The organism is Streptomyces sp. NPDC060049 (assembly GCF_042736715.1).
Taxonomy (GTDB): domain Bacteria; phylum Actinomycetota; class Actinomycetes; order Streptomycetales; family Streptomycetaceae; genus Streptomyces.
The window spans coordinates 37,009-56,704 of record NZ_JBHWVV010000003.1; the positions used below are offsets into that span (position 1 = coordinate 37,009).

Here is a 19,696-nt window from a genome sequence, read left to right on the forward strand (position 1 = left end):
CCCTAGAGTTGGGCCACAAACCCATCGCGGAAATCGACCACAGCAACCAACAGCAGGGAGCGCGTGACGTGCGGCCAGTCGGCAGCAAGTACCTGCTCGAGGAGCCGCTCGGGCGCGGCGCCACGGGCACCGTCTGGCGCGCCCGCCAGCGTGAGGCCGCCGGAGCGGAGGCGGCGGTCGCCGGCCACCCCGGCGAGACCGTGGCCATCAAGGTCCTCAAGGAGGAGCTGGCCCAGGACGCGGACATCGTCATGCGGTTCCTGCGCGAGCGCTCGGTCCTGCTGCGCCTGACGCACCCCAACATCGTCCGCACCCGCGACCTCGTCGTCGAGGGCGATCTGCTGGCGCTCGTCATGGACCTCATCGACGGCCCGGACCTGCACAAGTACATCCGTGCGAACGGCCCCTTCACCCCGGTCGCCGCGAGCCTGCTGACCGCCCAGATCGCGGACGCGCTCGCCGCCAGCCACGCCGACGGAGTCGTCCACCGCGACCTGAAGCCCGCCAACGTGCTGCTCGACGAGCGCGACGGCCTGATGAAGCCGATGCTCACCGACTTCGGCATCGCCCGCCTGGCGGACTCCCCGGGCCTGACGCGCACGCACGAGTTCGTCGGCACTCCCGCCTACGTCGCCCCCGAGTCCGCCGAGGGCCGCCCGCAGACCTCGGCCGTCGACATCTACGGCGCCGGCATCCTGCTCTACGAGCTCCTCACCGGACGCCCGCCCTTCGCCGGCGGCACCGCGCTGGAGGTCCTGCACCGCCACCTCAGCGAGGACCCGCAGCGTCCGGCGAACGTGCCCGAGCCGCTGTGGACGGTCATCGAGCGCTGCCTGCGCAAGGAGCCGTACGAGCGCCCGAGCGCCGAGAGCCTCGCGCGCGGCCTGCGCGTGGTGGCCTCCGGCATCGGCGTGCACTCCACGGTCGCCGAGGTCGAGGCCGCGCTCGGCGTCGGCGCGCTGCTCGCGCCCGACCCCTCGCCCGCGCCGGTCCCCGAGACCCCGGGCTCCTCGGACGCCACGCAGATGCTGCCCGGGGGCGCCGGGATCTCCCCGATGGGCGCCTACGACCCGAACGGCATGACCAGCGTGCTGCCGCCGGTCGGCGCGGCCGACGCCACGTCCGTGCTGCCGAGCACCGGCGGCCCGGGCGGCCCAGGCGGCCCGGGCGCGGATCCGACCTCGGTGATGCCGCCCGTGCAGCGGCCGGACCAGCCGCACCCGTGGCAGTCGCAGATGCAGGCGGCCCGTGACCGCAACGAGCAGACGCAGATGCAGTACCTCGACCCGAGCGAGGACCCGCTGCGCCGCCGTCCGCAGCGGCAGGCGCCCCCGCCGCCGCAGCAGCAGCCGTCCCAGTACCGCCAGCCGCAGCAGCCTCCGCAGCAGCAGTACCGCCAGCCCCAGCCTCCGCAGCAGCAGTACCAGCAGCCGCAGCGGCCCCAGCCGTATCCGCAGCAGCAGTACGCGCCCCCGCCGCAGCACTACCAGCCCCAGCAGCATCAGCCCCAGCAGTACCAGCAGCCCCAAGGGCAGCCCCAGTACCGCCAGCCCCAGCCGCCGCCCCAGCAGCAGCCCCCGCAGGGGCCGCCGCCGCGGCAGCAGCCGCCCCAGCGGGAGCCCCGCGAGCCGCGCCGCCGCAGCGCGAACCCGGTGAAGATCCCGGGGCTGGGCTGCCTCAAGGGCTGCCTGGTCATGATCCTGGTCTTCTTCGTCGCGGGCTGGCTGATCTGGGAGCTGACCCCGCTCCAGGAGTGGGTCGGCACCGGCCGCGGCTGGTGGGACCAGGTGTGGACCTGGGGATCGGACGCCGTCGACTGGGTCAGCACGACCGGCGACGCCGTGGAGGGCGGCACGAACCCCTGATCCGGCCTCGCACGGGCCCGAACAGGGCCCCGTAGCGCCGACTTCGTGGATTTGTCGACTTCTGGGACGTGATTTCGCCCGCAGAAGTGAAGGTCGCCGCGATCCGTGGACTACAACCCCCACCCGGCCGCGTAGCTTTGGCACGTACTCCAGCCGCTGAGGGAGCAGTCGTGGCACGGAAGATCGGCAGCCGGTACACCGCGCACCAGATCCTGGGACGCGGCAGCGCGGGCACGGTATGGCTGGGTGAGGGCCCCGACGGGCCCGTCGCCGTCAAACTGCTGCGCGAGGACCTCGCGTCCGACCAGGAACTCGTCGGACGGTTCGTCCAGGAGCGCAGCGCGCTCCTCGGCCTGGAGCACCCGCACGTCGTCTGCGTCCGCGACCTCGTCGTGGACGGCAACGACCTCGCCCTCGTCATGGACCTCGTCCGCGGCACCGACCTGCGCACGCGCCTCGACCGCGAGCGGCGGCTCGCCCCCGAGTCGGCCGTCGCGATCGTCGCGGACGTCGCCGACGCGCTCGCCGCCGCGCACGCGGCCGGGGTCGTCCACCGGGACGTCAAGCCGGAGAACGTCCTGCTCGACATGCAGGGCCCCCTCGGACCGGGCGGCGCGCACCCCGCGCTGCTCACCGACTTCGGCGTGGCCAAGCTCATCGACTCACCGCGGCGGGCCACGGGCGGCCGCGCGTCGGCCCCCACCACCCGGATCATCGGGACGCCGGACTATCTGGCGCCGGAGATCGTGGAGGGACTGCCGCCGCGCGCGGCGGTGGACATCTACGCCCTGGCCACCGTGCTGTACGAGCTGCTCGCGGGCTTCACGCCCTTCGGCGGCGGGCACCCGGGGGCGGTCCTGCGACGGCACGTGACGGAGACGGTCGTCCCACTGCCCGGGATCCCCGACGAGCTGTGGCAGCTGATGGTCCAGTGCCTGGCGAAGGCCCCCGCCTCGCGGCTGCGCGCCTCGGAGCTCTCGCTGCGCCTGCGCGACCTGCTGCCGCTGCTGGCCGGGATGCCGCCGCTGGACGTGGACGAGCCGGACGAGCCCGAACAGGCGGAGTTCGCGGAACCGGAGGCCGCCGCGGATCCGGTGCGCCGTCGCGGCGTGGTGCCGCTGGTCCCCGGCTCCTCGACGGACTCCAACCGGGACACCCACACCTCGATGCGGGTGCCCGGTCCCGACGAGCTGGCGGGCGGGGCGCTCGGCACCGCCCGGGTCCCGCGGCCGGCGGGCGGCCACCGGCCGGGCGCGGCGCGGCACCGGGCGGAGGCCGCCCGCAAGCGGCGGCTGGCGCTGTCGGTCGGAGCCGTGGCCCTGGTCGCGGCCGTAGGCCTGGGCACCTGGTTCGCCGTGTCCGAGGGCGATGCCCCAGGGGTCCCGCAGGACAGCAAGCAGTCGGGCCCGCGCACCCCGTAGCCCTGGTGGGGCGGGAGCGTGCGGGCCCGGGTCCGGGGGCCGGAACGGCTACGCGCCCACCAGTTCCGGATGCCAGCGCCGCGCCACCGCCGGGTGGGCGCGGACCCAGCCCTTGAGTTCGTTGCGGCCGTACTCCGCGTGCAGCGGGTTCGTCTCGTCGTGCGCGATGCCCGGAGCCGAGCGCAGGTAGTCGCCCGGGACCGTCTCCACCACCGCGTCCAGCCGCGGGTTGTAGAAGAACGGCACCGAATACCGCTCCACCGCCCCCTGCGGGCTGACCACCCGGTGGTCGGTCGCCGTCAGGTAGCCCTCGGTCGCGATCTCCAGCAGCTCGCCCAGGTTGACGACGAACGCGCCCGCCAGCGGCGGCACGTCCAGATAGCCCCCGTCCCGGACGACCTGCAGCCCGCCCACCGAGTCCTGCAGCAGCAGGGTCAGGAAGCCGTAGTCCTTGTGCGCCCCGACACCCTGGTCGGTGCCCGTCGGAGCGGCGCCCGGGTAGCGGATCAGCTTCGTGTGCAGGTGGGGGCGGTCGGCGAAGGCCGCGTCGAAGAAGCCGGCGGGGGCCCCGATCGAGGCGAGCAGCTCCTGGAGCAGGCGGTGCGCGACCGCCGCGAGCCGGGACTGCCACCCCAGTACCGCCTCCCTCAGCTCGGGCAGCGCGGCCGGCCACTGGTTCGGCCCCTCCAGCCACAGGTACGCCGGGTCCTGCGGGCCCACCGTGGGGGCGGGCCGCTCGGCGCCGACGTCGAGCTGGTCGCGCCAGTCCGAGGCGCCGCCGGTCAGCTCGTGCCCGATGCGGGTGTAGCCGCGGAAGTGAGGGGAGTTCAGATTGCTCACGGCGAGCCGGTCTGCCTCCGGGAGCGCGAAGAACGCCCTGGTCAGTTCGAGGATGCGGGCGGTCTCGGCGGCGCTCACCCCGTGACCGGTGAGGTGTAGGAAGCCGGTGTCCCGGGCGGCCGCGTGCAGCTGCTTGCGGAAGGAGTCGCGCAGTGCGGGGTCGTCGGCCTGGGAGAGGTCCAGTACCGGAAGGGAGGGCGCGGTGTGAGGGGGGTGACCGGGGCGAGGGGCCCGAGCGGGCTGATCGGGCTGATCGGGCTGGGAGGAGTGCGCGGACGGCATGACGGCTCCGTTTCGGATGTCACGGGGTCCTGTCCCCAGGGATGGCGGGGACCGCGGCCGGGGGAGGGGCCGCCGGCAGGGTTGGCGCCGGGACCGCGAGGGCCGCGTACAGGACCAAGTCGGATCGGGGTGGATCAGGCTTGGAGCAGGTCCGGCGGCAGACAACTCGTCGTCGTGACACGCATGTGGTCCACATGGCGGCGTTTGACGAGGAGGACGGTCATACGGTGAGCGTACGCCCGTACGACCCGCCACCAGTACGGGTGATTCGGCCTGGCCGGAGATGGGCCTCCGGGGACCGGCTACGCTGGACCCGTGGCAGTCGTCGATGTTTCCGAAGAGCTGAAGTCCCTCTCCTCGACCATGGGGTCGATCGAGGCCGTCCTGGACCTCGACAAGCTGAGGGCAGATATCGCCGTGCTCGAGGAGCAGGCCGCCGCGCCGTCCCTGTGGGACGACCCGGAGGCCGCTCAGAAGATCACGAGCAAGCTTTCGCACCTCCAGGCCGAGGTCCGCAAGACCGAGACCCTGCGCGGGCGCATCGACGATCTCTCGGTGCTCTTCGAGCTCGCCGAGGAGATGGACGACGCGGACACCCTCGCCGAGGCGGAGAACGAGCTGGTCTCCGTGCGCAAGGCGCTGGACGAGATGGAGGTCCGCACCCTGCTATCCGGCGAGTACTCCGAGCGCGAGGCGCTGGTCAACATCCGCGCCGAGGCCGGAGGCGTCGACGCCTCCGACTTCGCCGAGCGCCTGCAGCGCATGTACCTGCGCTGGGCCGAGCGCCACGGATACGCGACCGAGATCTACGAGACCTCGTACGCGGAGGAGGCCGGCATCAAGTCGACCACCTTCGTGGTCAAGGCCCCGTACGCCTACGGCACCCTCTCCGTCGAGCAGGGCACCCACCGGCTCGTCCGGATCTCGCCCTTCGACAACCAGGGCCGTCGCCAGACCTCCTTCGCGGGCGTCGAGGTGCTGCCGGTCGTCGAGTCGAGCGACCACGTCGAGATCGACGAGGGCGAGCTGCGCATCGACGTGTACCGCGCCTCGGGCCCCGGCGGCCAGGGCGTCAACACGACCGACTCGGCGGTCCGCATCACGCACCTGCCGACGGGCATCGTCGTCTCCTGCCAGAACGAGCGCTCGCAGATCCAGAACAAGGCCAGCGCCATGAACGTCCTCCAGGCCAAGCTGCTGGAGCGGCGCCGCCAGGAGGAGAAGGACAAGATGGACGCCCTCAAGGACGGCGGGAGCTCCTGGGGCAACCAGATGCGCTCCTACGTCCTGCACCCGTACCAGATGGTCAAGGACCTCCGGACGGAGTTCGAGGTCGGCAACCCGCAGGCGGTCCTCGACGGCGAGATCGACGGCTTCCTGGAGGCCGGTATCCGCTGGCGCAAGCAGCAGGAGCAGACGGCTTAAGAGCCGCCGCGCCCGCCCGGTGCGTGACGAGGGCCCGGACACCTGAGCGGTGTCCGGGCCCTCGTGCTGTGCGTCTGACGTGCTGTGCGTCCGATCGGGACGTGGCGGCTGAGGAGCTACGCCGTCTGCTGGGCCACAAGTGCCAGCGCGGCCACCAGGATGATCAGCAGCGCTATGAGCGCCACCGGATTCAGTCCTGCGAGGGGGCCCTCCTGCTGGAGGCGCTCCCGGTTCGCCCGGCACACCCGGCAGCGGCCTTGGCTGACGGGTCCGGCGCAGTTCGCGCACACGAGCCGGTCATATGTCATGCGCTCCTCCTTCCGTCCCCTCGGTTACAACGTCGCTGAGAACGTCTCCGTTCCCCTACCACTGTGCCAGCTCCGGCGACATTCGGCGCGGCCCGTCCGGGCAATCGCGGTTCCGCACGCCCGGGACCAGGGGATATATCGGGCAACTCCGGACTCGGGGCCCACACCCCGCGCCTGTTCGCGTATGGTCACGCACACCTACTCCCGGCGACCGTGGTGCACCCGTGATCCGATTCGACAACGTCTCCAAGTCCTACCCGAAGCAGAGCCGTCCCGCACTCAGAGATGTCTCCCTGGACATCGCGAAGGGCGAGTTCGTCTTCCTGGTCGGCTCCTCCGGCTCCGGCAAGTCCACCTTCATGCGGCTCATCCTGCGCGAAGAGCGGGCGAGCCACGGCCAGGTGCACGTCCTGGGCAAGGACCTCGCCCGACTCTCCAACTGGAAGGTTCCGCACATGCGGCGCCAGTTGGGAACCGTCTTCCAGGACTTCCGCCTCCTGCCCAACAAGTCGGTGGCCGACAACGTGGCCTTCGCCCAGGAGGTCATCGGCAGGCCGCGCGGCGAGATCAAGAAGGCCGTCCCCCAGGTCCTCGAACTCGTCGGCCTCGGCGGCAAGGAGGACCGGATGCCCGGCGAGCTCTCCGGTGGTGAGCAGCAGCGCGTGGCCATCGCCCGCGCCTTCGTCAACCGGCCGGCGCTGCTGATCGCGGACGAGCCCACCGGCAACCTGGACCCCCAGACCTCCGTCGGGATCATGAAGCTGCTGGACCGGATCAACCGGACCGGCACCACCGTGATCATGGCGACCCACGACCAGCAGATCGTCGACCAGATGCGCAAGCGCGTCATCGAACTCGAGCAGGGCCGTCTCGTCCGCGACCAGTCGCGCGGCGTCTACGGCTACCAGCACTGAAAGGCTCCTGAGACGCGATGCGCGCCCAGTTCGTCATGTCGGAGATCGGGGTCGGTCTCCGCCGCAACTTGACCATGACCTTCGCGGTCATCATTTCCGTGGCCCTGTCGCTGGCCCTGTTCGGCGGCTCACTGCTCATGCGCGACCAGGTGAGCAAGATGAAGGGCTACTGGTACGACAAGGTCAATGTCTCGATCTACCTCTGCAACAAGAACGACGCCGAGGCCACCAACGGCGCCTCCTGCTCCAAGGGCGCGGTGACGCCGGAGCAGAAGCAGGCCCTGGAGACCGAGCTCAAGGGCATGGACCTCGTCGAGAACGTCACCTACGAGTCCTCCGACGAGGCCTTCAAGCACTACAAGGAGCAGTTCGGGCACACCGCCCTGGCCGCGTCCATCACCCCGGACCAGATGCCCGAGTCCTTCCGGGTGAAGCTCAAGCAGCCCGAGAAGTACAAGGTGATCACCACCTCCTTCTCCGGCCGCGACGGCGTCCAGTCGGTCGAGGACCAGCGCACCGTGCTGGACAACCTCTTCAGACTGCTCGGCTATCTCAACTGGGCCGCCCTCGGCATCATGTTGATCATGCTGGTCGTGGCGCTGCTGCTGATCGTCAACACGGTGCGCGTCTCCGCCTTCAGCCGTCGGCGCGAGACCGGGATCATGCGGCTGGTGGGTGCTTCGAGCTTCTACATCCAGGTGCCGTTCATCATGGAGGCCGCCTTCGCGGGCCTCATCGGCGCCGTCTTCGCCTGCGGGATGCTCGGCGCCGGCCAGTACTTCGTCATCGACCACGGCGCCGCGCTGCGCGACAAGATGGAGCTGATCAACTTCATCGGCTGGGACTCGGTCCTGACCAAGCTCCCGCTGGTGCTCGTCATCGGCGTACTCATGCCCTCGCTGGCGGCCTTCATCGCGCTGCGCAAGTACCTGAAGGTGTGACGAGGGCCCCGCGGACGGTCCGGCCAACGAGCCGTAGCGCCGCGGGGCTTGCCCTAGACTCGGCGCCATGCCGGGTCTGCCCGCCTTCTGTCCCCGGCCCCGCGACCTGCGTCGCGGGGCCGTTTTGACGTTGGCCTTCCTCGCGGCCGTCGGCGCCGGAGCGTGCGTCGGCGGCTGGGAACCCGACCGCGCGTCCCTCCTGGTGGCCCGTACGGGGCACTCCGTGCCCGCGCCGCGCCCGTCGGCGCACCGCGAGGCGGGCACAGCCGACCGGGACGCGGTGGCCCGCGCGGCCGCCGACGCCCTCGCCGAGGGCAAGTCGGGCAAGAAGGCCGCCGAGGAGGTGGTCAGCCGCAGCGGGGACCGCTGGGGCACGGTCTACGACCGGGGCGAGTACGCGGCCTTCTCCGACGACCTCGACGGCCACTGGACCGGTGTCGGCCTGTGGGCCGGAAGGCTGCGCGACGGCCGCGTGGAGATCGACAGGGTCCAGCCCGGCGGGCCCGCCGCCCGGGCCGGACTGCGCGCCGGGGACCGGCTGCTGAGCATCGACGGTCAGGGCGTGAACGGGCTGCGGGTCGCCGAGGTGGTGGCCCTGCTGCGCGGGGCGGCCGGCACCCCCGTGGTGCTGCACCTGAGCCGCGGCGGCGCCGACCTCACCGTCACCGTGCGGCGCGAGGAGCTGCGCGCCGAGCCCGTGACCGTACGGGAGCTGCCGGGCGGCATCACGGTCATCAAAGTCGCCTCCTTCACCCGGGGCTCCGGTGAGCGCGTACGGTCCGCCGTCCGGTCCGCGCCGCCCGGCGGCGGGGTCATGCTCGACCTGCGGGGCAACACGGGAGGCCTGGTCACCGAGGCGGTGACGGCCGCCTCCGCGTTCCTGGACGGCGGGCTCGTGGCGACGTACGACGTGCGAGGCGCCCAGCACGCCCTCTACGCGGCTCCCGGCGGGGACACGGCCCGGCCGCTGGTGGCGCTGATCGACGGCGGCACGATGAGCGCCGCCGAGCTGGTGACCGGCGCCCTCCAGGACCGGGGGCGCGCGGTGGCGGTCGGCACCCGCACCTTCGGCAAGGGCTCGGTGCAGATGCCCACGGAGCTCCCGGACGGGTCCGTGGCGGAGCTGACGGTGGGGACGTACCGCACTCCGGCCGGCCGCAGCCTGGACGGAGGGGGCATCACCCCGGACCTGCCGGCGGCGGAGAGGGTCGAGGAACGGGCCCGCACGGTATTGAGTGGCCTCGGGGTGGGTCCTTAGTGCGAAAATGACCGCACTATGGCTAAGGAAACAGGGCGCAAGCTGATCGCCCAGAACAAGAAGGCGCGGCACGACTACACGATCATCGACACCTACGAGTGCGGTCTCGTGCTCACCGGTACCGAGGTCAAGTCCCTGCGTCAGGGCCGTGCCTCGCTGGTGGACGGCTTCGTGTCGGTGGAGAGCGGCGAGGCCTGGCTCTACAACGTGCACGTGCCGGAGTACAGCCAGGGCACCTGGACCAACCACAGCGCGCGGCGCAAGCGCAAGCTCCTCCTGCACCGTGAGGAGATCGACAAGCTGGAGTCGAAGACGGGGGAGACGGGCAACACGATCGTGCCGCTCGCCCTCTACTTCAAGGACGGCCGGGCGAAGATCGAGATCGCGCTGGCCAAGGGCAAGAAGGAGTACGACAAGCGCCAGGCCCTGCGGGAGAAGCAGGACACGCGCGAGACGAACCGGGTGATCTCGGCCGTGAAGCGCAAGGAGCGCGCCCAGCTTTAATCTCCTGGCACACCGTGGTCCACTTCGCGTACCATGGCGTCAGCACCACGCGCTCGCGGGTGGTGCCGGTAGAGCAGGACCCGGCTGGTCGGCAGGACAGCAGGGGCTAACTGAAGAGTGTGAAACATGGGGATGATCGGTTTCGACAGCGGATGTTGATGTAGGGGAAGCGAGCCGAGAAAGCGGCAATGATCTCGTTAACCATATGTCGCAAACAATAATCGCCAACTCCAAGAGCGATAACTCCCGCTTCACCCTCGCTGCCTAATAACAGTGAGCTGAAGCCTCTGTGAGGAGCGTCAGCCCGGAAGTGGTCCCGGTCCGGATCCTGGCGTCAATTAGGGATCTAAACCTCTAACCCCGGTCACGGGGGCTAGGGGGAAACCAAACAGTGACTGAGCCCGTCGGAGACTTGTCCGTGTGATCTCCGGGGCTGAGAAAAGCGCAGCGGAATGCGCTCGGAGAAGCCCTACTTCTGCACCGTTGGACGCGGGTTCGATTCCCGCCATCTCCACCACCCCATGTTGGGCAAAGGCCCCGCGGCCGTCAGGCTGCGGGGCCTTCGTCATGTCGTCGGTAGTGGCAGCGGGCCTTGAGGACCTTCACTTCCTTCTCGTCCGCCCGGTGGACGAGCCGGTGCTCGTCGTCGATCCGACGGGACCAGTAGCCCGACAGCTCACCCTTCAGGGGTTCGGGCTTGCCGATCCCGCCGAAAGGGCCGCGCTGGATCTCGCCGATCAGGCGGGTGATCCTGCGGGCCGTCTTCCGGTCGCTCGACGGTACCGATCTATCGTGCCGACCTGGTACCGGAAACTCGTACCAGAACTGCTCTGCCGAGGAGAAGGGCCAGCAGCGCCGCCGAGGCCGGCAGGGCGTACGGGGCGGTCGTGCCCAGGTGGTCGATCGCCGAGCCGGCGCCCGCGGAGCCGAGGGCGATGCCCGCGAAGATCGCGGTGACGGCCAGGGTCATGCCCTCGTTGAGGCGGCCCGGCGGGATCACGGCGTGGATCCTGGACATCGCCGTGACCATGACCGGGGCCGTGGCCATGCCGGCCACCAGCAGGGCGACGGCGAGGCCGGGGACCGAGCCCGTGGCCGCCGCCGCCCAGGGCAGGGCCATCGCCCCGGCCAGGACGGCCAGGCAGACCGGGAGCCCGCGCGGGCGCAGGGTTCCGTAGAGGAGGCCGGCGGCGCAGGAGCCCGCCGCCTGGAGGGCGAGGACCGGGCCCGAGAGCGCGCCGAGGCCGTGGCCGCCGAGGTGGGCGACGGAGGTGATCTCCAGCGAGCCGAACATCGTGCCGAGGGTGAAGAAGAGCGGCAGGAGCCACTTCAGGCTCCGCAGCGGGGAACGGCCCCGTACGGCGGGCGCCGGCGGGGGCTCCGTGGCGCGCTGGGCCGTGAAGACCAGCATCCCGGTGAGGAGCAGCGCGGCGCCCGCGAGCGTGCCCGCCTCGGGGAAGACGGCGGTGCACAGGAAGGCGGCCACCACCGGCCCGAGCATGTAGGCCAGCTCGTCGGCGGCCTGTTCGAAGGACATCGCGGTGTGGTGCGCGGTGGGGTCGCCCTTCAGCAGGTGGGTCCAGCGGGCGCGGGACATGCCGCCGATGTTGGGGGTGGTCGCGGTGGCGGCGTAGGAGGCGAAGAGGGTCCAGGCGGGAGCCTGGGTCCGGACGCACGCGACGAGGCAGAGCGAGCCGACGACCGCGATCAGGGTGGCGGGTACGGCGACCCGGGCCTGGCCGTGCCGGTCGACGAGCCGGGCGGTCCAGGGCGCCACGACCGCGGTGGCCGCCAGGCCGGCCGCCACGACCGCCCCGGCCAGCGCGTAGGAGCCGCGCTGGCCCGCGATCATCATGATGGCGCTGATGCCGAACATGCCCATGGGGAGCCGGGCGATCAGGTTGCCGGTGGTGAAGCCGCGGGTGCCGGGGACGGCGAACAGCCGTCGGTACGGGCCGGGGGCGCGGGCCGGCCGCGCCGCGCGGACCGGGCGCGCCGGGTGCTCGGGCCGCGCCGGGGCGGGGGCGAGGACGAGCGTGGTGCCGGTGACGGCCATCAGCGGGCCGGGCCGGGCCGGAGCCGTGGGGCGGGCCGGGCGGGCCGGGCGGGCCGGGGTGGCGGCGCGGGCGGGGGCGGCGGCGCGGGCGGTCGACGGGGTGGCGGTGGGCAGCGGGGTGGCGGTGGGCATGTCCCAAGGCTCGGGCCGGCGGGCGCCGGTGGTCCAACACCTGTTCGCGGCCCATTCACCGCTCTCGGTTGTCAGTCTCCGTTAGGCTCCCCGGGTGACGCCCCGAGACGTGGAACCCCGCCTGCTGCGCTCCTTCCTCGCCGTGGCCGAGGAACTGCACTTCACCCGCGCCGCCGCCCGCCTCTACGTCGCCCAGCAGGCCCTGAGCAGGGACGTGCGCCGCCTCGAACACACCCTGGGCGCGACCCTGTTCGCCCGCACCACCCGCGCCGTCGAGCTCACCGCCGACGGGGAACGGCTGCTGCCCCTGGCCCGCGGCCTCCTGCGCGCCCACGAGGAGCTGACCGCCGCCTTCGCCGGGGACACCGCCGCCAGGCCGCTGCTCGTCGACCTCAACACCGACGGCCCCGGCACCGCGCGCACCGTCCTGGACCGGGCCCGCGAGCTCGCCCCGGACTGTGAGCTGATGGCCCGCTTCGAGTCCGGGCTCACCCACGCCGCCGCCGAGATCGCGGCCGGCCGTCTCGACGTCTCCTTCGGGTACGCCGACGGCCTCGACCCGGCGCTGCGGGCCCGCCTCGCGCAGATGCCCGTACGGTACGAGCCGCTCGCGGTCGTGCTGCCCGCCGGGCACGCGCTGGCCGCGCGGGATTCCGTACCGCTGGACGCGCTCGCCGGGGAGACCGTCTACGCCGGGGCGGGCAATCCGCGGACCCTGGAGTGGACCGGGCTGGCCCGCGAGCTGTTCGCCGGGCGGGGCATCGAGCCGGCGCCGCCGGCGCCGGTGGCGATCGGCAAGGACGAGTTCCGCCGGGTCATGGCCAAGACCGGCAACCCGGTCCTGGCCACGGTGGACTTCACCGACCTGCCCGGCTGCGTCAAGCGGCCGCTGACCGGGCCGGTGCCGCTGTCGCCGCTCGCGATGGTGTGGCGCAAGGGCCTGTGCCACCCGGGACTGGACGCGCTGCGCTCGGCCGCCGCCGGACTCGCCGCCGAGCACCGATGGCTCGAAGTACCTCCGGACAGCTGGCTCCCCGCGCTCACAGCCGGCCCCGGCGGCGGGTGAGTGCAAGGTTTCCCGCCGGTCATCCGGCGGGGACCGGGGCCGAAACGAGCCGTTCCTACGGTCGTCACCACGGACCAGACGCGACGCGATCGCAGCAGCTGTGGAGGCGTGTGATGACCAGTACGACCGCACCGCGCAAGGGGGGCCGCTGGATCGAGCGGTGGGAGCCCGAGGACGAGACGTTTTGGAGGGAGACGGGCGAGAAGACCGCCCGCCGCAACCTGGCCTACTCCGTCCTCTCCGAGCACATCGGGTTCTCGATCTGGTCGCTGTGGTCGGTCATGGTGCTCTTCATGGGCCCCGGGTACGGGATCGACCCCGCCGGGAAGTTCTTCCTGATCGCCACCGCCACCTCCGTGGGCGCCCTCGTCCGCATCCCCTACACCTTCGCCGTCGCCCGCTTCGGCGGCCGTAACTGGACGGTCGTCAGCGCCCTGCTGCTGCTCGCGCCGACCGTGGCCGCCTGGCTGGTGATGGAGCCCGGGACCTCCTACGGCACGTTCCTGCTGGTGGCCGCGCTGACCGGCGTCGGCGGCGGGAACTTCGCCTCCTCCATGACGAACATCAACGCCTTCTTCCCGCTGCGCAAGAAGGGCTGGGCGCTCGGCCTCAACGCGGGCGGCGGCAACATCGGCGTCCCCGTCGTCCAGCTCGCCGCCCTGCTGGTCATCGGTACGGCCGGGGCCGGCCACCCGCGGCTGCTGCTCGGCGCCTACATCCCGCTGATCGTGATCGCCGCGGTGCTCGCCGCGCTGCGGATGGACAACCTGGCGCCCGTGCGCAACGACACCGGCGCCGTGCGCGAGGCGGCCCGTGACGCCCACACCTGGATCATGGCGTTCCTCTACGTCGGCACCTTCGGGTCCTTCATCGGCTACAGCTTCGCCTTCGGGCTGGTGCTGCAGACGCAGTTCGGCCGCACCCCGCTCCAGGCGGCCTCGCTCACCTTCATCGGACCGCTGCTCGGCTCCCTGATCCGGCCGGTCGGCGGGGCGCTCGCGGACCGCTTCGGCGGGGCGCGGATCACGCTGGGCACCTTCGTGGCGATGGCGGCGGCGACCGGCGTGGTGATCCTCGCCTCGGTACGGGAGTCCCTGGCGGTGTTCCTGATCGGCTTCGTGGCCCTGTTCGTCCTCAGCGGCCTCGGCAACGGCTCCACCTACAAGATGATCCCCGGCATCTTCCAGGCGAAGGCCCTGGCCCGCGGCATGGGCGGCGAGGACGCGGCCGCCTACGGGCGGCGGCTGTCCGGCGCCTCCATGGGGCTCATCGGGGCGGTCGGCGCGCTCGGCGGCCTCGGCATCAACCTGGTCTTCCGGGAGGCCTTCCTCAGCTCCGGCTCGGGCACCGCGGCCTTCGTGACCTTCCTCGGCTTCTACGCGCTGTGCTGCGGCCTCACCTGGGCGGTATACCTTCGCCGGCCCGCCCGGACGATCATGCCCACGACAGGAGTGGAGGCGAAGCCGCAGCTCACCTCGGTGTAACACGGCCGGGACATGGGTTAACGGCACCGAAATACGCGTGAACCGAGCCTGATACGCCCCCAGGGCAGGCTCGGTTCACGCGAAGGCGCTGCCGGACCCGATCCGGCGAGGAAGCCCGACCCGGTCCGGCGAAGCTGCCGGACCCGATCCGGCCCCCGATGCCGGACCCGACCACTGCGCGAGGCAGGTCACCATGTACGACACCCCCACCAGGCCGGCACCCTCCCCAGCCGCCGGGCCGCTCGCGGGCTTCACCATCGGGGTCACCGCCGCGCGGCGGGCCGACGAGCTGATCGCCCTGCTGCGCCGGCGCGGGGCCAACGTGCTGCACGCCCCCGCCCTGCGGATCGTGCCGCTCGCCGACGACACCGAACTGCTCGCCGCCACCAAAGGGCTGATCGCCTGCCCGCCCGACGTGGTCGTGGCCACCACCGCCATCGGCTTCCGGGGCTGGATCGAGGCCGCCGACGGGTGGGGCCTCGGCGAGGAGCTCCTCGGGCGGCTGCGGCAGACCGAACTGCTGGCGCGCGGACCCAAGGTCAAGGGCGCGATCCGGGCCGCCGGCCTCGTGGAGACCTGGTCCCCGGGATCGGAGTCCCTCGCCGAGGTACTGGACCGGCTGCTGACGGCCGGCGTGGCCGGCCGGCGCGTCGCCCTGCAGTTGCACGGGGAGCCCCTGCCCGGGTTCGTCGAGGCGCTGCGGGCGGGCGGGGCCGAGGTGGTCGGCGTACCGGTGTACCGGTGGATGGCACCGGAGGACCTCGGACCACTGGACCGGCTGATCGACGCGGTGGCCCTCGGCGGCATCGACGCGGTGAGCTTCACCTCCGCACCGGCCGCCGCCTCACTGCTCTCGCGCGCCCAGGAGCGGGGCGTACGGGAACCCGTGCTGGCGGCGCTGACCGGCGGATCGGTGCTGTCCGCGTGCGTGGGCCCCGTGACGGCGGTGCCGTTGCAGGCGGAGGGTGTGGTGACGGTGCAGCCCGAGAGGTTCCGGCTGGGCCCGCTGGTGCAGCTGCTGTGCCAGGAACTCCCGGGCCGGGCGCGGGTGCTCCCGGTGGCGGGACACCGGCTGGAACTGCGCGGCCACGCGGTCCTCCTCGACACGGAGCTGCGCCCGGTCCCGCCGGCCGGCATGGCCCTGCTGCGGGCCCTGGCCCGCCGCCCCGGCTGGGTGGTGGCCCGCTCCGAACTCCTGCGCGCGCTCCCGGGCGCGGGCCGCGACGAGCACGCGGTGGAAACGGCGATGGCCCGCCTGCGCGTGGCCCTGGGCGCGCCGAACCTGATCCAGACGGTCGTCAAGCGCGGCTACCGGCTGTCGCTGGACGCGGGCGTCGACGCGAAGTACGCGGACGACTGAGGGCGCCGGCCGGCGGGGCACCCGGGTGCACGCGGCGGCCCCGGACATCGGGCGGCCACCGCCCCGCAGCGCACGGTCCGCCGCGACGCCCGCGGCGGGACGGGCCTCCACGACGACCCGCGCGTCCTCTAGTGCTGTGGCCGGGAAGGTTTGCCGGGGCGCGGTGTTCGGTGCGGTGCATCTCCCCCAGCTACCGCTGGGAGGTGCCCCCGGAACGGAGGACCGCCGCTCGTACTGGACGTACTCGGGCGGTCCGACAACGCGGCGAGGTGCCGTGCCGGGCGCCGTGACACGGTGAGCCTTGCCGGTCGCAGTACTAGCCGCCGGGGCGGGGGACGGGCACTCTGGGGGGACGCCCCGACAGGGAGGCGGTGACGGACGTGTGGTTCGAATCCGGGCGGGTCTGTCTGGACCTGGTGGCCGCCTTCGAGGCCCGAGGGCGCGGTGAGGGCGGCGAGGGGATCCGGGACGCGGACGGGCTGCGCCTGTGGCTCGCCGGCGCCGGGCTGGTCCCCGGACGGACGCCGCTCCCGCGCGTGGGCGCGGACTGGGTGCAGGCCTTCCGGCTGCTGCGCGCCGACGTCGAGAGCCTCGTACGCGCCGAGCTCGGCGCGACCGCCCCGCCGGCGCCCGCGCTGGCCCGGGTCAACGCGGCGGCCGCCGGTCCACCCCCGGGACTGTGTGCCGTACAGGACCAAGAAGGGCATCTCGTGCGGGAGTTGTGCGGCGGGGTCGAATGCGCGGGACTGCTCGCCGCCGTGGCCCGCGACGCCGTCGAACTGCTCACCGATCCCGTGGACCGCGGGCTGCTGCGGGCCTGCGAGGGCGACGGGTGCGCCCGCGTCTACCTCGACACCTCGCGCGGCCACCGGCGCCGCTGGTGCTCCAGCGAGCTGTGCGGCAACCGCGAGCGCGTGGCCCGCCACCGCCGCCGCGTCCTCCAAGACCGCCCGGGCTGACCCCGCCCCCGGCGGCCGCCGGACGTGATGTTCGTCTTGATCGGCGACCCGTCCCGGAACGGGCGTGCGCGCGAGGGCCTGTTCGCGTACGGTTGACGGTCGCCCATGCACGTCAGAAAGGGGCCTTGGTGGCCGCGCAGAATGCCGCTGTCGACAGCACGGCGGATTCCGTCCGCGATCGGGAGATCGCGGTCGAGCAGACGCATCTCGATCACGTGTACCGACGCCTTGAGGAGAAGATCCACGAGGCGGAGTTCCTGATGAACGACGCCGCCAAGCGTGGCCAGGTCGGTACGCCCGGCGCCCTCGCCGAGCGGGACGCACAGGTCTTCCGCGCCGGAATCCATCTCAACCGTCTCAACAACGAGTTCGAGGACTTCCTCTTCGGCCGCGTCGACCTGGTCCAGGGCAAGGACGGGGAACGCGGCCCGGACGGCGCCTTCACCTCCGTCGACCCCGCCGACGACGCGATCCGCGACGACCTCACGGCCGACATCGCCGAGACGCTCCACATCGGCCGCATCGGAGTCCTCGACTCCGACTACGCCCCCCTCGTCATCGACTGGCGCGCCCCCGCGGCAGCGCCGTTCTACCGCTCGACCCCCAAGGACCCCGGACGCGTCGTACGCCGCCGCGTCATCCGCTCCAAGGGCCGCAAGGTGCTCGGCGTCGAGGACGACCTGATGCGTCCCGAGGTCACCGCCTTCCTCGACGGGCGCGAACTGCCCGTCATCGGCGACGGCGCCCTCATGGCCGCGCTCGGGCGGGCCCGCACGCACTCGATGCGGGACATCGTCTCCTCCATCCAGGCCGAGCAGGACCTCGTCATCCGGGCGCCCGCCGCCTCGGTCGCCGAGGTCTCGGGCGGCCCCGGCACCGGCAAGACCGCCGTGGCCCTGCACCGCGCCGCCTATCTGCTCTACCAGGACCGGCGGCGCTACTCGGGCGGCATCCTCATCGTCTCCCCGACCCCGCTGCTCGTCGCGTACACCGAGGGCGTCCTGCCGTCCCTCGGCGAGGAGGGCCAGGTCGCCATCCGGGCACTCGGCTCGCTCGTCGACGGCGCCGAGGCGACCACCTACGACGACCCGTCCACGGCCCGCGTCAAGGGCTCGTCCCGGATGCCGAAGGTGCTGCGCAAGGCCGTACGGGGCGCCCTGGAGCTCGGCGGCCCCGGCGGGACGCCCGCCCCGGACCGGCTGCGGGTGGTGGCCTTCGGGCGCCGCCAGGAGCTGGAGGCAGGCGATCTCGACCGGATCCGGCAGAACGTCCTCAGCGGCACCGCCCCGGTCAACTTGCTGCGCCCGCGCGCCCGCAAGCTCCTGCTGGACGCGCTGTACTCCAAGTCCGGCGGGGCCGGCCGGCACAGTGACCCGGAGCTCGCCGCCGAGCTCCGCTCCGCCTTCGACGAGGACATCTCGACGGAGGACGCGTTCATCGAGTTCCTGAACGCCTGGTGGCCCGAGCTGACCCCGCGCGGGGTGCTGGCCTCGATGGCCGACGAGCGGCGCCTGTCGCGCTGGTCGCGCCGGGACCTGAACCCGCGCGAGACCCGGCAGCTGGCGCGCTCGCTGCGCCGGGTGGGCCCGGACGGCAAGGGTCCGCTGTCGGTGCACGACGTGGCACTGCTGGACGAGCTGCAGCAGCTGCTCGGCGCGCCCGCGCGGCCCAAGCGGAAGCGGGAGCTCAACCCGCTGGACCAGCTGAGCGGGCTGGAGGAGCTGATGCCGACGCGCGAGGAGACCCAGTGGGAGCGGGCCGAGCGGCTCGCGGCGGAGCGCACCGAGTACGCGCACGTCATCGTCGACGAGGCGCAGGACCTGACGCCGATGCAGTGGCGGATGGTCGGCCGCCGGGGCCGGATGGGCACCTGGACGGTGGTCGGGGATCCGGCGCAGTCCTCGTGGACCGATCCGCAGGAAGCGGCGGCGGCGCGGGACGAGGCGCTGGGCTCGCGGCCGCGGCGGAAGTTCACCCTGACGGTGAACTACCGCAACCCGGCCGAAGTCGCGGAGGTGGCCTCCCGGGTGCTGAAGCTGGCGGCGCCGGGGACGGAGCCGCCGACCGCCGTGCGTTCCACGGGTCTCCAGCCTCGCTTCACGGCGGTGGCGCAGGACGTGCGGGAGACCGTCCGGGAGGAGACGCTCCGGCTGCTGGAGCAGGTGGACGGCACGGTGGGCGTGGTCGTGGCCATGGACCGGAGGGCGGAGGTCGCGGGCTGGCTGGAGGACCTGGGGGAGCGGGCGGTCGCGCTGGGCAGCCTGGAGGCGAAGGGCCTGGAGTACGACGCCACGGTGGTCCTCTCCCCGGCGGAGATCGCGGACGAGTCCCCGGCGGGCCTGCGGGTGCTCTACGTCGCCCTGACCCGTGCGACGCAGCAGCTGACGGTGATCTCCACCGCCCGTGACACGCCGGACGCGGCGGGCGTGGCGGCCCTGCTGCGGCCCTAGTGCTGTGGCCGGGGGGCGGTTCACGCGTGTCCCCCGGCCCGCCCGGGGCTTCGTACGGCCCGGCCGGAACGCGTTCGGCCGGATGGTCGGCGGCCATGCGCGTGGTCGGCCGAAACCGGCCGCCGGCAGGGGGATCACTTCGGGCGAACCTTTGTTAGCCTGGTAACGGCACCGACTCGATCCAAGCCCCCGGGCCCAACCTTCGTCGCTTAGAGCGACCACTTGCCGCGAGGCGAGCATGGCGGGTCGGTGTCATAGACGTGAGAGAACAGGTCTGCCCCCTCCGCCTTAGCGGAGGGGGCAGACCTGTTTTGCGTGGCCGAAAAGGGTACCGGGAGCCTTGTGAATCTCGTATGGTGGAAGAGTCTTTCCGAAATTTGTAGCTGGTTACCTTCTACCGGCTGGTAGGTGGGACGATCGGACAACAGGTC

15 protein-coding genes, 1 other RNA gene and 1 pseudogene are annotated in these 19,696 nt (G+C 72.5%); 13 read left to right on the plus strand and 4 right to left on the minus strand.

The features are described from left to right. Positions 1-68 precede the first annotated feature (68 nt). Together ACFWBY_RS05430 and ACFWBY_RS05435 are read left to right on the plus strand one after the other, a co-directional pair. On the plus strand, positions 69-1,865 hold the full coding sequence (locus tag ACFWBY_RS05430; protein WP_385340156.1) for a serine/threonine-protein kinase: 1,797 nt from the start codon (positions 69-71) through the stop codon (positions 1,863-1,865). A gap of 170 nt (positions 1,866-2,035) precedes the next feature. Beyond that, complete coding sequence (locus ACFWBY_RS05435) at positions 2,036-3,286, plus strand: serine/threonine-protein kinase (RefSeq protein ID WP_385340154.1); 1,251 nt, start codon at positions 2,036-2,038, stop codon at positions 3,284-3,286. Between the two features lie 48 nt (positions 3,287-3,334). Here the strand turns inward: ACFWBY_RS05435 and ACFWBY_RS05440 are convergent, their stop codons facing one another. Beyond that, the gene (locus ACFWBY_RS05440) at positions 3,335-4,408 is read right to left on the minus strand and encodes an isopenicillin N synthase family dioxygenase (protein ID WP_385340153.1); all 1,074 of its coding nucleotides are present in this window, start codon (positions 4,406-4,408) and stop codon (positions 3,335-3,337) included. Between the two features lie 315 nt (positions 4,409-4,723). Here ACFWBY_RS05440 and prfB point away from each other — a divergent pair, with 315 nt between their 5' ends. Continuing rightward, entirely contained in the window at positions 4,724-5,833 is a 1,110-nt protein-coding gene (prfB, locus tag ACFWBY_RS05445; RefSeq protein ID WP_385340151.1) for a peptide chain release factor 2, read from the plus strand. A 116-nt stretch (positions 5,834-5,949) separates the two neighbouring features. Here the strand turns inward: prfB and ACFWBY_RS05450 are convergent, their stop codons facing one another. Beyond that, positions 5,950-6,141: a hypothetical protein gene (locus ACFWBY_RS05450; protein ID WP_385340149.1), complete on the minus strand. Its 192-nt coding sequence runs from the start codon at positions 6,139-6,141 to the stop codon at positions 5,950-5,952. A 224-nt stretch (positions 6,142-6,365) separates the two neighbouring features. Here ACFWBY_RS05450 and ftsE point away from each other — a divergent pair, with 224 nt between their 5' ends. The 5 genes from ftsE to ssrA all read left to right on the plus strand — a co-directional run bounded on the left by ftsE (position 6,366) and on the right by ssrA (position 10,275). Further along, on the plus strand, positions 6,366-7,055 hold the full coding sequence (gene ftsE / locus ACFWBY_RS05455; protein WP_214953925.1) for a cell division ATP-binding protein FtsE: 690 nt from the start codon (positions 6,366-6,368) through the stop codon (positions 7,053-7,055). Between the two features lie 17 nt (positions 7,056-7,072). After that, on the plus strand, positions 7,073-7,996 hold the full coding sequence (ftsX, locus tag ACFWBY_RS05460) for a permease-like cell division protein FtsX (protein WP_385340146.1): 924 nt from the start codon (positions 7,073-7,075) through the stop codon (positions 7,994-7,996). A 67-nt stretch (positions 7,997-8,063) separates the two neighbouring features. Further along, on the plus strand, positions 8,064-9,254 hold the full coding sequence (locus tag ACFWBY_RS05465) for a S41 family peptidase (protein WP_385340144.1): 1,191 nt from the start codon (positions 8,064-8,066) through the stop codon (positions 9,252-9,254). Between the two features lie 18 nt (positions 9,255-9,272). After that, positions 9,273-9,758: an SsrA-binding protein SmpB gene (gene smpB / locus ACFWBY_RS05470; protein WP_214953929.1), complete on the plus strand. Its 486-nt coding sequence runs from the start codon at positions 9,273-9,275 to the stop codon at positions 9,756-9,758. Positions 9,759-9,886: 128 nt separating this feature from the next. Further along, positions 9,887-10,275, plus strand: a transfer-messenger RNA (tmRNA) gene (gene ssrA, locus ACFWBY_RS05475). Between the two features lie 29 nt (positions 10,276-10,304). Here ssrA and ACFWBY_RS05480 read toward each other — a convergent pair. Both ACFWBY_RS05480 and ACFWBY_RS05485 read right to left on the minus strand, forming a co-directional pair. Next, positions 10,305-10,532: pseudogene (locus tag ACFWBY_RS05480) on the minus strand (Txe/YoeB family addiction module toxin); the annotation flags it as partial. A 13-nt stretch (positions 10,533-10,545) separates the two neighbouring features. Further along, a complete protein-coding gene (locus tag ACFWBY_RS05485) occupies positions 10,546-11,946 on the minus strand; it encodes an MFS transporter (RefSeq protein ID WP_385409628.1) in 1,401 nt (466 codons plus the stop codon). Positions 11,947-12,040: 94 nt separating this feature from the next. On the opposite strand from ACFWBY_RS05485, the gene ACFWBY_RS05490 reads away from it, so the two are divergent. From ACFWBY_RS05490 to ACFWBY_RS05510, 5 genes are all read left to right on the plus strand, one after another. After that, positions 12,041-13,012 carry a LysR family transcriptional regulator gene (locus ACFWBY_RS05490; protein WP_385344704.1) on the plus strand — a complete coding sequence of 324 codons (972 nt, stop codon included), beginning with the start codon at positions 12,041-12,043 and terminating at the stop codon, positions 13,010-13,012. 113 nt (positions 13,013-13,125) lie between these two features. Beyond that, a complete protein-coding gene (locus ACFWBY_RS05495; RefSeq protein ID WP_385344707.1) occupies positions 13,126-14,496 on the plus strand; it encodes a nitrate/nitrite transporter in 1,371 nt (456 codons plus the stop codon). A 193-nt stretch (positions 14,497-14,689) separates the two neighbouring features. After that, positions 14,690-15,856, plus strand: a complete 1,167-nt coding sequence (locus ACFWBY_RS05500) for a uroporphyrinogen-III synthase (protein ID WP_385344710.1) — start codon at positions 14,690-14,692, stop codon at positions 15,854-15,856. A gap of 371 nt (positions 15,857-16,227) precedes the next feature. Then, the gene (locus tag ACFWBY_RS05505; RefSeq protein ID WP_385344713.1) at positions 16,228-16,815 is read left to right on the plus strand and encodes a CGNR zinc finger domain-containing protein; all 588 of its coding nucleotides are present in this window, start codon (positions 16,228-16,230) and stop codon (positions 16,813-16,815) included. A gap of 128 nt (positions 16,816-16,943) precedes the next feature. Further along, the gene (locus ACFWBY_RS05510; protein ID WP_385344716.1) at positions 16,944-19,265 is read left to right on the plus strand and encodes a HelD family protein; all 2,322 of its coding nucleotides are present in this window, start codon (positions 16,944-16,946) and stop codon (positions 19,263-19,265) included. Positions 19,266-19,696: the final 431 nt, after the last annotated feature.

What these genes read in the sequence shown, in the direction of transcription:
- ACFWBY_RS05440 (WP_385340153.1), bottom strand. Translation starts at nt 4,408, where the DNA reads ATGCCGTCCGCGCACTCCTCCCAGCCCGATCAGCCCGATCAGCCCGCT.
- ACFWBY_RS05450 (WP_385340149.1), bottom strand. Translation starts at nt 6,141, where the DNA reads ATGACATATGACCGGCTCGTGTGCGCGAACTGCGCCGGACCCGTCAGC.
- ftsX (WP_385340146.1), top strand. Translation starts at nt 7,073, where the DNA reads ATGCGCGCCCAGTTCGTCATGTCGGAGATCGGGGTCGGTCTCCGCCGC.
- ACFWBY_RS05465 (WP_385340144.1), top strand. Translation starts at nt 8,064, where the DNA reads ATGCCGGGTCTGCCCGCCTTCTGTCCCCGGCCCCGCGACCTGCGTCGC.
- smpB (WP_214953929.1), top strand. Translation starts at nt 9,273, where the DNA reads ATGGCTAAGGAAACAGGGCGCAAGCTGATCGCCCAGAACAAGAAGGCG.
- ACFWBY_RS05485 (WP_385409628.1), bottom strand. Translation starts at nt 11,946, where the DNA reads ATGCCCACCGCCACCCCGCTGCCCACCGCCACCCCGTCGACCGCCCGC.
- ACFWBY_RS05495 (WP_385344707.1), top strand. Translation starts at nt 13,126, where the DNA reads ATGACCAGTACGACCGCACCGCGCAAGGGGGGCCGCTGGATCGAGCGG.
- ACFWBY_RS05500 (WP_385344710.1), top strand. Translation starts at nt 14,690, where the DNA reads ATGTACGACACCCCCACCAGGCCGGCACCCTCCCCAGCCGCCGGGCCG.